At 42.4% G+C, this 13721-nt stretch carries 13 protein-coding genes and 3 pseudogenes; 5 read left to right on the top strand and 11 right to left on the bottom strand.

Annotation, left to right across the window (positions count from 1 at the left end; genetic code table 11):
• The first annotated feature begins 22 nt into the window (after nucleotides 1-22).
• Nucleotides 23-365: pseudogene (locus LIT25_08275) on the top strand (hypothetical protein).
• Here LIT25_08275 and LIT25_08270 read toward each other — a convergent pair.
• The 5 genes and pseudogenes from LIT25_08270 to LIT25_08250 all read right to left on the bottom strand — a co-directional run bounded on the left by LIT25_08270 (nucleotide 348) and on the right by LIT25_08250 (nucleotide 2910).
• Nucleotides 348-1481 (bottom strand): glycerate kinase, encoded by a 1134-nt coding sequence (locus LIT25_08270; protein ID USK35275.1) that lies wholly within the window; start codon nucleotides 1479-1481, stop codon nucleotides 348-350. The pseudogene LIT25_08275 and the gene LIT25_08270 overlap by 18 nt on opposite strands.
• A gap of 12 nt (nucleotides 1482-1493) precedes the next feature.
• A pseudogene (locus tag LIT25_08265) lies at nucleotides 1494-2047 on the bottom strand (GntP family permease).
• 5 nt (nucleotides 2048-2052) lie between these two features.
• Nucleotides 2053-2166: pseudogene (locus tag LIT25_08260) on the bottom strand (helix-turn-helix domain-containing protein).
• 291 nt (nucleotides 2167-2457) lie between these two features.
• Complete coding sequence (locus LIT25_08255) at nucleotides 2458-2673, bottom strand: hypothetical protein (protein ID USK35274.1); 216 nt, start codon at nucleotides 2671-2673, stop codon at nucleotides 2458-2460.
• Between the two features lie 24 nt (nucleotides 2674-2697).
• Nucleotides 2698-2910, bottom strand: a complete 213-nt coding sequence (locus tag LIT25_08250) for a hypothetical protein (protein USK36210.1) — start codon at nucleotides 2908-2910, stop codon at nucleotides 2698-2700.
• 300 nt (nucleotides 2911-3210) lie between these two features.
• Between LIT25_08250 and LIT25_08245 the strand changes: the two genes are divergently transcribed.
• Nucleotides 3211-3762: a hypothetical protein gene (locus LIT25_08245; GenBank protein USK36209.1), complete on the top strand. Its 552-nt coding sequence runs from the start codon at nucleotides 3211-3213 to the stop codon at nucleotides 3760-3762.
• Nucleotides 3759-5291 (top strand): flotillin family protein, encoded by a 1533-nt coding sequence (locus LIT25_08240; GenBank protein ID USK35273.1) that lies wholly within the window; start codon nucleotides 3759-3761, stop codon nucleotides 5289-5291. The genes LIT25_08245 and LIT25_08240 overlap by 4 nt, the downstream gene beginning before the upstream one ends.
• 332 nt (nucleotides 5292-5623) lie before the next feature.
• On the opposite strand, the gene LIT25_08235 is transcribed toward LIT25_08240, so the two are convergent.
• The 5 genes from LIT25_08235 to LIT25_08215 all read right to left on the bottom strand — a co-directional run bounded on the left by LIT25_08235 (nucleotide 5624) and on the right by LIT25_08215 (nucleotide 9406).
• A complete protein-coding gene (locus tag LIT25_08235; GenBank protein ID USK35272.1) occupies nucleotides 5624-5725 on the bottom strand; it encodes a YjcZ family sporulation protein in 102 nt (33 codons plus the stop codon).
• A gap of 134 nt (nucleotides 5726-5859) precedes the next feature.
• On the bottom strand, nucleotides 5860-6417 hold the full coding sequence (locus tag LIT25_08230; protein ID USK35271.1) for a PepSY domain-containing protein: 558 nt from the start codon (nucleotides 6415-6417) through the stop codon (nucleotides 5860-5862).
• Between the two features lie 175 nt (nucleotides 6418-6592).
• On the bottom strand, nucleotides 6593-7294 hold the full coding sequence (locus LIT25_08225; protein ID USK35270.1) for a PepSY domain-containing protein: 702 nt from the start codon (nucleotides 7292-7294) through the stop codon (nucleotides 6593-6595).
• A gap of 33 nt (nucleotides 7295-7327) precedes the next feature.
• Nucleotides 7328-8668 (bottom strand): HAMP domain-containing protein, encoded by a 1341-nt coding sequence (locus LIT25_08220; GenBank protein USK35269.1) that lies wholly within the window; start codon nucleotides 8666-8668, stop codon nucleotides 7328-7330.
• A gap of 39 nt (nucleotides 8669-8707) precedes the next feature.
• Nucleotides 8708-9406 carry a response regulator transcription factor gene (locus LIT25_08215; GenBank protein ID USK35268.1) on the bottom strand — a complete coding sequence of 233 codons (699 nt, stop codon included), beginning with the start codon at nucleotides 9404-9406 and terminating at the stop codon, nucleotides 8708-8710.
• A 126-nt stretch (nucleotides 9407-9532) separates the two neighbouring features.
• Between LIT25_08215 and LIT25_08210 the strand changes: the two genes are divergently transcribed.
• A complete protein-coding gene (locus LIT25_08210) occupies nucleotides 9533-10348 on the top strand; it encodes a glycerophosphodiester phosphodiesterase (GenBank protein ID USK35267.1) in 816 nt (271 codons plus the stop codon).
• 45 nt (nucleotides 10349-10393) lie between these two features.
• Here LIT25_08210 and LIT25_08205 read toward each other — a convergent pair whose 3' ends face one another.
• The gene (locus LIT25_08205; GenBank protein ID USK35266.1) at nucleotides 10394-11260 is read right to left on the bottom strand and encodes a GAF domain-containing protein; all 867 of its coding nucleotides are present in this window, start codon (nucleotides 11258-11260) and stop codon (nucleotides 10394-10396) included.
• 1807 nt (nucleotides 11261-13067) lie between these two features.
• On the opposite strand from LIT25_08205, the gene LIT25_08200 reads away from it, so the two are divergent.
• On the top strand, nucleotides 13068-13697 hold the full coding sequence (locus LIT25_08200; GenBank protein ID USK35265.1) for a YitT family protein: 630 nt from the start codon (nucleotides 13068-13070) through the stop codon (nucleotides 13695-13697).
• Nucleotides 13698-13721 lie beyond the last annotated feature (24 nt).

Here is a 13721-nt window from a genome sequence, read left to right as displayed (position 1 = left end):
AAATAGTGTATTTTGTCGTATTTTAGTGGGAGTCCTGCTTGTCTATGAAAACGAAGAGCTTTATATGTATAACGTGCTCGACAATGAATCAGTCTTTGCAGAATTCCAAACAAACGCCACATACTTTCATGTAGCCTGCGGAATATGCCGGCCTTTCTGTATTGCTTAAGGATCAGCTTGCAAATGGCGTTTACTATGTGGGTGAATTGCTGCAGAACACAAAAAATCAATACGGAGTCTATCTCGCTTATTATATGACTGAGTTCATTTCTGGAAAAAAAGAGTACATGGCCTGCTGCTTCAGCGGACGAAAATTCTGCGACAGCAAAAAAAACCGGTTTTTTTGCTCATCTTTTTATATTTAAAACCTTTCCAAGATTATACATTAGATTCTCTACATAAAGAGGGCCTCTATGCAGCGCCTCTTCCAATGATACAATTCCCGGCACGATGGAGAACACAGAACCGATCCCCTCTTCATGCACTTTTTCATAGCCATCCCCGATCGACCCCGCAATGGCAATGACAGGAATATTCAGCTTCTTGGCTGTTTTAGATACTCCGACAGGCGTTTTGCCGTGAATGGTCTGTCCGTCAATTCTGCCTTCACCTGTTATGACGAGATCAGCTTCCGCCATATGCTTCTCCAGCTGTACAGTTTCAACGACAATATCGACACCGCGCTTTAGATTGGCATTCAAAAAGGCAAGCAGTCCCGCTCCCAGTCCTCCTGCTGCACCCGATCCTTCTATTTTTTCAACATCCATTCCTGTCTCTTTTAGAATGAGAGAGGCATAATGTGAGAGATTTCGGTCTAATACGGCAACTGTTTCATCTGTTGCTCCTTTTTGCGGACCAAATATGGCAGAAGCACCAGTCGGGCCTGTCAATGGGTTATCAACATCACAGGCAACATCTATAGTTACACCTGATAATTCTTTCATCATTTTAGAAGCATCAATCTTTACAAGCTTTGATAAAGCACCGCCGCCATACGATAATTCTGCCCCCTCTGAATCAAGGAATTTCACTCCGAGTGCCTGAGCCATACCCACACCGCCGTCATTCGTTGCACTTCCGCCAATTCCGATGATTAAATGCTTTGCACCTTTTAGCACAGCATCTTTTATTAGCTCGCCAGTCCCGGCTGTTGTCGTCATTAATGGATTTCTTCTTTCGGGAGGGACTAGATGAAGCCCTGAAGCGGACGCCATTTCAATGACAGCAGTCAACTGATCTCCAAGCCATCCATATTCAGCTTCTACAGGAAGCCCTAATGGACCTGTTACAGTCAAAGAAGTAAACGTTCCATTTGTAGCATCGACCAATGCCTGCACCGTTCCTTCTCCGCCGTCAGCCATAGGAATTTTCACCGTCTGAACTTCAGGAAGTGAACGTCTTAACCCGCGCTCTACCGCTTCGCAAACCTCAAGCGCCGTCATGCTTTCTTTAAATGAATCCGGTGCTATAACAATCTTCAAATCTCTCAGCTCCTATCCTAACAGTTTAAATACGCCAAATATTAAAGTAGAGATTACCGCAAGCGTGAATCCGACAAGAGATTCATAGGGGATCAGCTTCATTCTTTCTTTCATCCCCATAAAAACACTGCCTCCTGTTGCATGAAAGAAGCTTCCATGAGGGAGATGGTCAAGCACAGTAGCACCCGCATGGACCATGGCTGCTCCTGCTAGCCCGGAGATCCCGATTTCCATAATAGCCGGTGCAAAGACACTGCTAGCTACCGCTGTACCGCTGTTATCGAGGCAGTTGCCATCGACATTAAAATACCTGATGCCGGAGCCAGAATATATGCTGGCAAGCCAGAAGCATTCAGACCTGAATTCGCAATAATTCCGGCAAGAGTCCCTGTTCCGATGAGCATGATTGCAACATCAGACATTTTCAAAAGGCCAGACGCTGCAAAATCTGTCAATCGGAAGATGTTCTTTGTCGCAATCGCTCCGATAATACCGCCAAGGGGCAAAGCAATAATGGGCTCGATGGCAACGTCAAATACCGGTCTAAGTGAAAGCATGAGGACAGCCTTTTTCTGTGGATAAAAAGCTTCTCAGCTGTTTTATTCATGTCCCCGTCAAACTGAATGAAAGCTCTTAAGGTATGCAGCAGTTCTCCGTTTCGGTCTGACTGCTGAAAAATATCCATAGTATGTTTAAACAGCTCATGCTTTTTTTCATCTTTCTTATCCCGGAGCAAAACGGATAGTGCCCAGTCCGTATATTTATAGAAAAAATCCGCGGCAGATTGTTTTTTTGCTGCATCCAAGGTTTCTTTTGCGCTTTCATAAGACATGGATGCACCATAAAATCCGTCATACTGATAACCGAGTGCACCGTAAATGCCAAGGTCCATTCTTTTGAGCATCTCATTCATTTCTTCCGGGAAAACAGATTGTTGTAAGGTTTTGCTTTCTTTTAACCATACAATTTCAGCAGCCTAAATCGATACGACCAAATCATTTGTGCCTGATTTTTGCTCCAATTTTCTCATAAAAAGCTGTCTTTGCTTTAGAGGGATTTGTTCGGGAAGGTGAAAAAGAACAGCCTGCCGTTCAACAAAGAGGTTTAGATTCAACCGTTCTGCCCGTTCCGTAAACCCGTTTGTTTGCTGCTTTTCTCCTTTAAGGAGCTGAATCAGTGTCTGCTGCTTCAATGTTTCACTCCATCGCATCTGATCCTATAAATAGGCTTGTTCGATTGTAAGCTCAGCCGCCATTTTTACAGGCTCGCCAAACGGAGCCACAACTTCAGGATCTCCTGTTATGCCGATTACGCCGATTAATTCCTGATGAAAAAAGATCGGCAAATTGACTCCCTGTTTTGTTCTCGGATAATTCCTGCTGTCCTGCTCAGTAAATACTACTATTTCACCTGTCTGCAGAACCTTCAGCGCTCCATGATGTTCATCCCCAAGCCTGTTTAATCACCTGAGCCTATTAAGATTCCATCCTTATCCATTACATTAACATTTGTAGGGAATAATGGACATCGTTCTTGCTGCAATTTCTTTTGCGGGTTTTTCATTCATTCCTGGTTCAACTGCTGATCGTTTTCATAAATTCTATCATTGAAAAAAGAAATGGCAATTATTCAATTTTTCCAAAAAGATGAAACTTTCCGCCTATTAGATCGTATAAGTAAGTGGAACCCAAATAAAGGAGAATTTTCCAAAATAAAAAGATAGAGGGTGATAGACATGTTTGGTTATCCGATTGAGACGATTTATTTAATCGGACTAATCATTGCCGGAAGCTTGACCTTGCTGTTAGTGTTTTTTGGAGATGCAATAGAAGGCATCACCGGAAGTATTCCGTTTTTAAGTCCGACGCTTGTCCTCGCATTTATGACATTCTTTTTTGCATGCGGATACATTCTTGAAATGACCGCTCTGTTTTCAGCGTTTCTTTCCGTATTCATTTCCATCTTCAGCTCAGTAATTTTAGTTACCCTGCTTCACATCTTTGTACTAGTGCCGCTATCCTCAGCGGAAGAGTCCCTTTCATATCATGAATCCGAACTCAAGGGACGTGTCGGCCATGTTATTACGTCCATTCCCGTGGATGGATTCGGGGAAGTGCTGCTCTCAAGCAGTGTCGGCTCTATTTCTAAAATTGCCGCAAGCTTTGATAACATCCCTATACCAAGCGGAACAAAGATTTTAGTCATTGAAAGCAAAAACAGCGTTGTATCTGTCACATCGTATCAGCCATTTGAAGAAACAATTAAGGGGGACACACTATGACCATGCCAATCATTATTGTTTTAGGTATTGTCTTTTTTATTCTAATTGCTTTAATTGCGGTATTTGTGACGAAATACCGGACAGCAGGACCAGATGAAGCACTTATTGTAACGGGAAGCTATCTCGGAAGCAAAAACGTTCATACAGATGAAAACAGCAACAAAATCAAAATCGTCCGCGGCGGCGGAACATTCGTATTGCCTGTCTTTCAGCAAGCAGAGCCTTTGAGCCTGCTTTCAAGCAAGCTTGACGTTTCCACACCTGAGGTCTACACCGAGCAGGGTGTTCCCGTCATGGCAGATGGCACGGCGATTATTAAAATCGGCGGTTCCATCGGAGAGATTGCAACAGCTGCCGAACAATTTCTCGGGAAATCTAAAACAGACCGCGAGCAGGAAGCACGTGAGGTTTTAGAAGGCCATCTCCGTTCTATTCTCGGCTCAATGACCGTTGAGGAAATCTACAAAAACCGTGAAAAGTTTTCTCAGGAAGTACAGCGTGTTGCCTCTCAGGATCTCGCGAAGATGGGTCTAGTCATCGTTTCATTTACCATTAAGGATGTCCGTGATAAAAATGGATACCTCGATTCTTTAGGAAAGCCGAGAATTGCACAAGTGAAGCGCGATGCTGACATTGCTACAGCTGAGGCAGAAAAAGAAACCCGCATTAAACGGGCAGAAGCAGCAAAAGAAGCGAAAAAATCAGAACTTGAACGTGCAACGGAAATTGCTGAAGCGGAGAAGCTTAATCAGCTTAAAATAGCTGAGTACCGCAGAGATCAGGATACGGCAAAAGCGAGTGCCGACCAGGCCTATGACCTTGAAACTGCAAAAGCAAGGCAGCAAGTAACCGAGCAGGAAATGCAGGTTAAAATCATTGAGCGCCAAAAGCAAATTGAACTCGAAGAAAGAGAAATTAGGCGCCGCGAGCTTCAGTATGATTCAGAAGTAAAGAAAAAAGCAGACGCAGACCGATATTCCGTCGAACAGGCTGCTGCTGCTGAAAAAGCAAAACAGCTTGCAGATGCCGATGCCAATCAGTACCGGATTGAGGCACTCGCAAGGGCCGAAGCTGAACGAATCCGCATGGATGGATTAGCCAAAGCAGAAGCACAGCGCGCTCAAGGGGAAACAGAAGCTGAAGTGATCCGCCTGAAAGGGATCGCTGAGGCTGTCGCCAAAGAAAAAATTGCAGATGCCTTTCTGCAATACGGTCAGGCTGCGATTTTGGACATGATTGTGAAAATGCTGCCTGAATATGCGAAGCAAGTAGCAGCTCCGCTGTCCAATATTGATAAAATCACAGTCGTCGACACTGGGGGCAGCGGTGAAAACAGCGGTGCCAACAAAGTCACAAGTTATGCAACAAATCTGATGAGCTCACTTCAGGAAAGCCTGAAAGCATCCTCTGGCATTGATATGAAAGAGCTGATTGAAAATTACTCTGGCAAAGGGAATATTAAACAAAGCATCGATCAGCTTGCCGTTAGTCAACAAAGAGAAATAGATAAAAAAGATCAGACATTCTGACTAGTTCTTAAAACGCCTGACGTCACCCAGGCGTTTTATTCATTCAGACTGAATGAAACTGTATTTTGACTATGACGGTATATTTTCTGCATAGTTGTCGGCAAAAAAAGATCGCATGCTGATTCAGCATGCGCAAGCAGGAAGAGGTGTCTTACAAACATGAGGTTTATGAGAAAAGCATCTTTCTCATAAGGCATTCTATTCATCATTCTATTATTTCGCATGTGCGTTTTGTCCAAGTCGCGCACATTTTGTCAAAAATCAACAAGTGCCCTAATAGGTTTTATGTAAAAAGGAGCCGCTGATTTATCATCAGCAGCTCCCCGCCATTATTAATAGCCGCCGTAACCACAGCAGAATGCAGCTCCTACGATGATCAAAAGAATAAATAATACGACAACTAGCGCGAAGCTATTGTTATGTCCACCAGACATTGCTCTTCCTCCCTTTCATCTCTTAGTCACTTTCCTTATCAAAATATGTGGATTACCAGGAATTGACACAGGTCAATAGTGGAGTTTCATAAAAAAACCTCAAATGCCCTAAGTACATTTGAGGGTTTATGCTTTTAATCTTCATCTTCCCATTCTGTTTTAAGAACGTTCCCGGTTTCTGCTGAAATTTCAACTTCTGCCTCTTTGCCGTTTTCACCCTTTATTTCAAAGCTGTAAACAGCCACTCCGTCTTCATCCTCAAGCTCAGCTTTTTCCACCGTTCCTTTTGCCTCATTTGAAGCGATTTTCGTCGCTTCTTCCAAACTGATTTTCACCTGTTTTGAATCAACGTTTGAATCATCCATGTCGTCATCCTGCCGGGCATCGTCCTGTTTCTTTTTCGTGATTTCTCCTGAGTCTGCATTTACGCGATAATCATAGTCTTTTCCGCCCGACTTCACTTCGATATCATATACCCAGACACCTGATTCACGCTCAAGCTCCATTTCTGAAATGCTGCCTTTTTGTTCTTTCAGGACGATTTCTTTTGCCTGCTCATAGCTGACTTTCAGATTTTGCCCTTCTGCCTTTTTTTCTGCCTGGGCACGGTCATTCGGTCCGATAAACTGTGATCCTGCGCCAATTCCTCCAATGACAAGTGCACCTGTTAATAATGCTGTTGTTAATTTCATGTTTTATTCCTCCTTGTTTTTCTTTACATCCTTATCTTAGACTTCTAAAATGATAAAAAAGAGATAGAAACATTAGAAAACGATGAGAAAATCATGAAATACTTATCATTTAGCCCTCTCTCAGGACCTGTCTGATCAAAAAAAACACCTTCTGAATTAATCAAAAGGTGTGTCTTCAGTCTTCTTCATTTTCAATCGCTACAGACAGAACTTTACCTGTAAACGCGTCAATTTGAATGGTAGCTTCCTGCTGTCCTGATTCTATTTCTACTTCATAGAAAACACTGTCATCCTCTTCATCAAGGTCAATATCTTCTATTTTCCCGTTCACTTCAGCTAATGCGATTTTTTTCGCCTGCTCTTCTGTCAGCTTTACATGCTGTGTGTTTTTCTCAATGCTGCTTTTGTCCTCTGAAGTAATTTTACCGCTGTCAGCATTCATTTCAAGTTTAATTTGTTCTGTTTTTGTCAGCACTGTGATGCTGTATATCTTTCTTTGCAATGTAAGAGCCTGAACGTTCCCGCGGTAAGTTTCTTCTGCAAGCTTTTTCGCTTCTGCTTCCGAAATGGCAGGTTTTTCTTCCTTTTCAGAGTCTGTTTTCTTCACCTGCTGCAGATTTTGAATACTCCCTGTCTCTGCATCAACTTCGAGAGTGTATAGCCCTGTCTTCTCTTCTAATTGCACTTGATAAATGTCTTTGCCATCTGACCTCAATAAGGCCATTTTGGTAATTGTTCCCGTATAATGAGCTTCAACAAGATTCCGGGCCTCTGCCTCCGTTACTTTCACGTTATCCTTTATGACAGATGCAATTCCGATGATTCCAATAACACCTATTATCACAAGCACGGTGATGATGCTCCATTTTCTGTTCATGATTTCCTCCTATTTTGTATCCATGAAATCATCTTAGCCTTTTAAGATTAAAACTTCATGAGAAGGAGTGGCTATTAAAAAAAGATGAACAATTGTCCCTTCGCCCTCAGTGCTTTCAATTGAAATCTCGCCTCCATGAGCCAGTACAATTTTCTTCGCGATGGAAAGACCAAGTCCTGTCCCTCCTGTTTCTCTGTTCCGTGCTTTATCCACTCTAAAGAAACGGTCAAAAACATGCTCTAAATCCTCTTTCGGAATTCCAATGCCCCGGTCTTTAATTGAGAGGTGCACTTTCTCATTCTCTTTTTTAGCCGTACATATGATGCTCTTCGAACTGTACTTCATCGCATTATCAAACAAAATGAACAGAAGCTGCTTCATTTTAAGCTCGTCTGCGAAGATATACAGCTCTTTTTGATCAAAATGAAAGTCAATATGCCGTTTGTAAACCTGTTCAATGGTCTGTCCTGACTGCTTACAAAGAGATACAAAATCCATTTTTTCCACGTTCAGCTGCAAACGGGAATCATTTTCTGCAAGCTGAAGTAGCTGAGCCGTCATTTCTTTCATCCTCACCGCTTCAGAGTAAATGGCTTCAATTGATTCTTCCATGACTTCAGGTTTTGTTGTGCCCCAGCGTTTCAGCAATTTTGCATAGCTTTCAATGACGGTCAATGGGGTTTTAAGTTCATGCGAAGCATCTGAAATGAACTGCTGCTGCTTTTCAAAATTTGTCTGAAGAAGGTCAATCATCTTATTGAACGTATTTGTCATTTGATGCAGTTCATCTTTAGAATTTCCGCTAACCTCAAGTTTCTTAAAGGTTTCCTTTTTCTCAATTTCCTCCATCGTGCCAATCAAAGAGTTGATCGGCTTTAAGATCATTTTGCTCAGCATTCTGCCTGCAAAAAAGGAGGGCAGCAGAACCAGGAGCGAAGCTATGGCCAGAACGATTTTCAAGACATCCATATTTTCATTCACATTCTTAAGGTTTTCGGTTACTTCAAGCTGAACTACTCTTCCATCACTCCAAATAACGGGAACAGCTGCCTTTGCAAAAGAAAGTCCTTCCGCCTTTACGACTTCGCTGCTTTCGGATGAACGAAATTCCGGAGGAAGGATGTTTCGATAATCTGCGTTTTTTGAAACAGCTAAAATCTCTTTTGATTGATCATTAATAATCCGGATCATGCCATCAGCAGGCAAATAAGCTCTTAAGAGGTCTGATGAGTTCACCGGCTGCTTTTCATCCTGACTGATGGCTCCTGCGATCGCTTCCGCCTGAAGCTTTAAACGGTCAAGCTCGCTGTTTTGGGCAATCGTTAAAAACAGAAAATAGATGGCAGCATTGATTGCAAGAACGATGATCAGCATCCAGACGGTTGAAAACAGGCTGAATTTTATGGTTGATTTTCATGAAGCAGGCTCCTTAATCGAATATCCAACACCTCTGACAGTGTGGATAAGCGCAAAATCAAATTCGCTGTCTATTTTTTTCCGCAAATAACGGATATACACATCAACGACATTTGTATCGCCAAAGTAGTCGAATCCCCACACTCCGTTTAGGATCTGCTCCCGGTTCAGTACCTGATTTTTATGGCTTAGTAAATAAACAAGCAAATCAAATTCCCGCGGCGTTAATTCGATTTCTGCTTCTCCACGCCTTACGTCTCTTGTTTTTTCATTCACAGTAAGATCGGCAGCCTTCAAAATACCTTCTTCAGCTGCTAAACGCATTGGTTTGCTCGTCCGCAGACAAACCCTGATTCTTGCAAGAAGTTCTTCTATTTGAAAAGGTTTTGTTATGTAATCATTTGCTCCCTGATCAAGGCCGCTTACTTTATCAGGAATCGAATCGCGGGCTGTCAAAAGAATGACAGGTGTTTCCTTATCATTTGCACGAAGCCTCCTTAGGACCTCTATGCCTGTCAGACCAGGGAGCATCACATCTAGGAGGATTAAATTCCAGGAAGAGGAACGAATTTGTTCAAGCGCACCCAGACCATCATGGATGCAATGGACCGAATACCCTTCAAATTCCAGTTCAAGCTTCAGTACTCTGGCAATTTTCAATTCATCTTCTACAATCAGGATTTTTTCTTTCTCCATAACTGCCTCCCTGACACCGTTTTTACTGAAGTATATCACAGAATAAGCATGATTCTATCTTCCAGTTGGCAATGATTCACAAACTGGGGTACTATGAAAAGACAAGCTGACTGGGGGTGTATATCTATGGAAACCATCATCATTGTCATCGTCCTTTGTTTATTGATAACTGTTTATATAATTAGAAGAGCAGCCCCTCAAAAAGGAGCAGCACGGACTATGCTGACTGTTGCTCATAGAGGGGCATCAGGGTATGCACCGGAAAATACGATTGCGTCCTTCGATAAAGCGATCGAGATGAAAGCTGATTTTATAGAAATTGACTTGCAAGTGAGTAAAGATGGCCGTTTAATGGTCATCCACGATGACTCAGTTGAAAGAACGACAAATGGGAAGGGAAACGTACGGGATCTTACGTATCATCAGCTCCGGAATCTTGATGCCGGAAGCTGGTTCCACGACTCGTTTACGGGACAAAAAATTCCAGCCTTTGACGAGGTGCTCGACCGCTATATTGATAAATGCGGGCTGCTAATTGAGCTGAAAAGTCCGGCAATGTATCCCGGGATTGAAAAGAAAGTATACGATGCATTATCTAGCAGAGGACTTATCGAAAACCCGCAAACGAAAATCATTGTCCAATCATTTGATACCAATTCAATGAAACATTTTCATGAAATCGCTCCAACCATTCCGATTGGTGTTCTCGTAAAATTCACGCCAAAAGGAATATCAAACGCACAGCTCTCTAAATACAAAACTTATGCAAACTATGTAAATCCAAACAAAAGGCTGGTCTCAAAAAAACTAATAGCGCGTATTCATGAGCACGATATGAAAATCATTCCCTACACCATTCGCGACCGCAAAACAGCAAAAGCCTTTCTGCAGCTTGATTTAGACGGGATTACAACGGATTTTCCGGATTATATTAAAGCTTAAAAAGCATGAAGTGAACCTTCATGCTTTTTCTTTTTATTATGAAGTTCATGATCCATTCCGGTTCAGTGTAAAACCTATGCGGTGCAGGATTTCCTCCAGATTCCCGCCAATCATCACATTCGACAGATTTAAATTAAGCTGCACAGCTTTCATCGCCAGGTCCGGCCGTATACCTGTCAGAGCAGGAGTTACACCTATAAGCTTCAGCATCTGGACAAGGTTTAACAAATGGAAACTAACGTCGTCGTTCATTTGTAGAATACCTGATAAATCAATAATTAAGTATTGCAGAGATAATTCCGTGCTTGTGGAAAGTGCAGTATGAATGATTTTTTCAGCACGGTATTCGCTGATATCGCCAATGATCGGCAGAATTGCCACACCCTTCGTAATCGGAACAATTGGGGCTGACAGATGAATAATTTCTTTGTTGGCATTATCAAGCTCAAGGACGTACGACAGCAATGATGCCATCGTTTCGAACAGCTCAACATGCTTGTCTGTAAATGCAAATGACTTCGTATCAAGACCGCAAATCGTTCCGTAGTTTTCACCATTTTCATAGAAAATCGGAATTCCGATGAAGCAGCCCCCGCCAAGTTTCTTTGTTACATCAAGATCTTTTGCCAAATCATTGCCGATTAAATCAGAAATGACCAGTACCTCTCTTCCCTTCTCAACACTCAATTTACAGAACGTTTCTTTAAAAGGAAGTTCGGAGCCTTCTTCCAAAAGAGTCAATTCCTGATTCAAAACCTTTACAATCACATTTTTATGCTTATCATTTTTTGCAATAAACAATGTATTAATCTCAATAAACTGGCTCATCATCTTTAGAATGCTTTCAGAAGCTTCATCAAAATTACGATACTTTTTAATCGGAGTACTCAAACCTAAAAGCATTTCTGTCATCTATCTTTTCCAGCCTTTCTGATGAAATAAGATTGTCTTAACTTGTTCATTTAAACTTTACTCTATACCCAATCTGCCGTAAAGATAAACTAAAAACCGTTCAAGATGAACGGTTTTTTTCCATTAAAGGACAATAGAAATTTGGACATGATCGAAGAGGAGTTGGGCGATTTGGCAAATCCGCTATTCCAGGTACCCAAAACAGAAAATTGGGGCACTCGATTTGCCACATACGCTATTCCAGGTTCCCAAAACAGAAAATTGGGGGGCTCGATTTGGCAAACACGCTATTCCAGGTACCCAAAACAGAAAATTGGGGTACTCGATTTGGCACATACGCTATTCCAGGTACCCAAAACAGAAAATTGAGGTACTCGATTTGGCAAACACGCTATTTCAGGTACCCAAAACAGAAAATTGGGGGGCTCGATTTGGCACATACGCTATTCCAGGTACCCAAAACAGAAAATTGGGGGGCTCGATTTGGCAAACACGCTATTCCAGGTACCCAAAACAGAAAATTGAGGTACTCGATTTGGCACATACGCTATTCCAGGTACTCAAAACTCAAAATTAGGGTACTCGATTTGGCACATCCGCTATTCCAGGTTCCCAAAACAGAAAATTGGGGTACTCGATTTGGCACATACGCTATTCCAGGTACTCAAAACTCAAAATTAGGGTACTCGATTTGGCACATACGCTATTCCAGGTTCCCAAAACAGAAAATTGGGGTACTCGATTTGGCACATACGCTATTTCAGGTACCCAAAACAGATAATTGGGGCACTCTATTTGGCACATACGCTATTCCAGGTTCCCAAAACAGAAAATTGGGGCACTCGATTTGGCACATACGCTATTCCAGGTTCCCAAAACAGAAAATTGGGGTGCTCGATTTGGCACATACGCTATTCCAGGTACCCAAAACAACAAATTGGGGCACTCGATTTGGCACATCCGCTATTCCAGGTTCCCAAAACAGAAAATTGGGGCACTCGATTTGGCACATACGCTATTCCAGGTACCCAAAACAGAAAATTGGGGGGCTCGATTTGGCACATACGCTATTCCAGGTACCCAAATCAGAAAATTGGGGCACTCGATTTGGCACATACGCTATTTCAGGTTCCCAAAACAGAAAATTGGGGGGCTCGATTTGGCACATACGCTATTTCAGGTTCCCAAAACAGAAAATTGGGGCACTCGATTTGGCACATACGCTTTTCCAGGTACCCAAAACAGAAAATTGGGGGGCTCGATTTGGCACATACGCTATTTCAGGTACCCAAAACAGAAAATTGGGATACTCGATTTGCCACATTCGCTATTTCAGGTACCCAAATCAGAAAATTGGGGGGCTCGATTTGCCACATTCGCTATTCCAGGTACCCAAAACAGAAAATTGGGGGGCTCGGCGATGCAGCTAGGCACCATGTCAAAATTGATATGCTTATTACTGACTAAAAATACACATAACAAAAAAGACTCCCCCAATAGGAGAATCTCTTCCAAGTTTATCGGACAAACCTTCAGTTATTCACATTCCTTTGTAATGGGAATTTGAAATATCTCCCCATTGAAACACCTCATGTGTTTTTTTAGGGAAGCTGTATAAGATTAACTCCATTACAAAGTAAATGTCGGCATATTGAGGTAAACTTTTTCCAGCCAAATAGATTTGCCTTTAGATCACCATGGGGTTTCCAACTAATTTTCATAACATTTCCATTTTTCAATAACAAAAGAATACCTAAATTCTTCATGTATAATGAGGATATCAACTAAGAAGGAGTCGTCCGGAAACATGCAAAACGTAATTCGTTGGGTCAGCATCTTAATTGGCTGTTTTGCCGTGTCTCTCGGCGTTCACTTGCTATCATCCTCAGAATTGGTGATTGGCGGAACGGCCGGTCTTGGCATCGTAGCTCAGCATCTGACATCCTATTCATTTGGAACCCTTTTTTTTGTTATCAATCTGCCATTCTATGCTCTCGCTGTTACCCAGCTAGGCATCGCCTTTGCCCTTCGGACGTTTATCAGCGTCAGTATCTTGTCCATCACCTCAGAATTTCTGCAGCAATCTTTCATTGTCCATTTTCCACATCCGATCATCGCAGCCATCCTTGGAGGAATCTCCATCGGCATCGGACTGATCTTCCTGTTCAGAAACGGGTCATCCTTAGGCGGCATGAACATTCTCTGCATTTTCCTTGAGAAGAAATTCGGATTTAACCCTGGAAAAACCATGCTTATTACTGACTTAATGATTGTCGGTTCAGCACTGCTTGTCTTCGGACCGATGCAAATTGTCTATTCTGCTGTTGCAATCTTTGTCATGACTGCTATCCTTGGCAGATATCATAAAAAATCTCCGCTTGAGCGGGAGAGTCCGGCAGCAGATTCTGAAGAGGATCGGGCTTCGGCTACTGCTTAAGCATAAAAAACACAAGCCCAAGGC

It is taken from the genome of Bacillus sp. F19, from assembly GCA_023823795.1.
Lineage (GTDB): Bacteria > Bacillota > Bacilli > Bacillales > Bacillaceae > Bacillus_P.
This window is presented reverse-complemented; position numbering and strand designations above follow the sequence as displayed.

Bases quoted from the DNA above. Each gene is read 5' to 3' on its own strand.
- LIT25_08205 (USK35266.1), bottom strand. From the start codon at position 11,260: ATGACAGAAATGCTTTTAGGTTTGAGTACTCCGATTAAAAAGTATCGT.
- LIT25_08200 (USK35265.1), top strand. From the start codon at position 13,068: ATGCAAAACGTAATTCGTTGGGTCAGCATCTTAATTGGCTGTTTTGCC.
- LIT25_08235 (USK35272.1), bottom strand. From the start codon at position 5,725: ATGTCTGGTGGACATAACAATAGCTTCGCGCTAGTTGTCGTATTATTT.
- LIT25_08225 (USK35270.1), bottom strand. From the start codon at position 7,294: ATGAACAGAAAATGGAGCATCATCACCGTGCTTGTGATAATAGGTGTT.
- LIT25_08210 (USK35267.1), top strand. From the start codon at position 9,533: ATGGAAACCATCATCATTGTCATCGTCCTTTGTTTATTGATAACTGTT.
- LIT25_08230 (USK35271.1), bottom strand. From the start codon at position 6,417: ATGAAATTAACAACAGCATTATTAACAGGTGCACTTGTCATTGGAGGA.
- LIT25_08240 (USK35273.1), top strand. From the start codon at position 3,759: ATGACCATGCCAATCATTATTGTTTTAGGTATTGTCTTTTTTATTCTA.
- LIT25_08215 (USK35268.1), bottom strand. From the start codon at position 9,406: ATGGAGAAAGAAAAAATCCTGATTGTAGAAGATGAATTGAAAATTGCC.
- LIT25_08220 (USK35269.1), bottom strand. From the start codon at position 8,668: ATGCTGATCATCGTTCTTGCAATCAATGCTGCCATCTATTTTCTGTTT.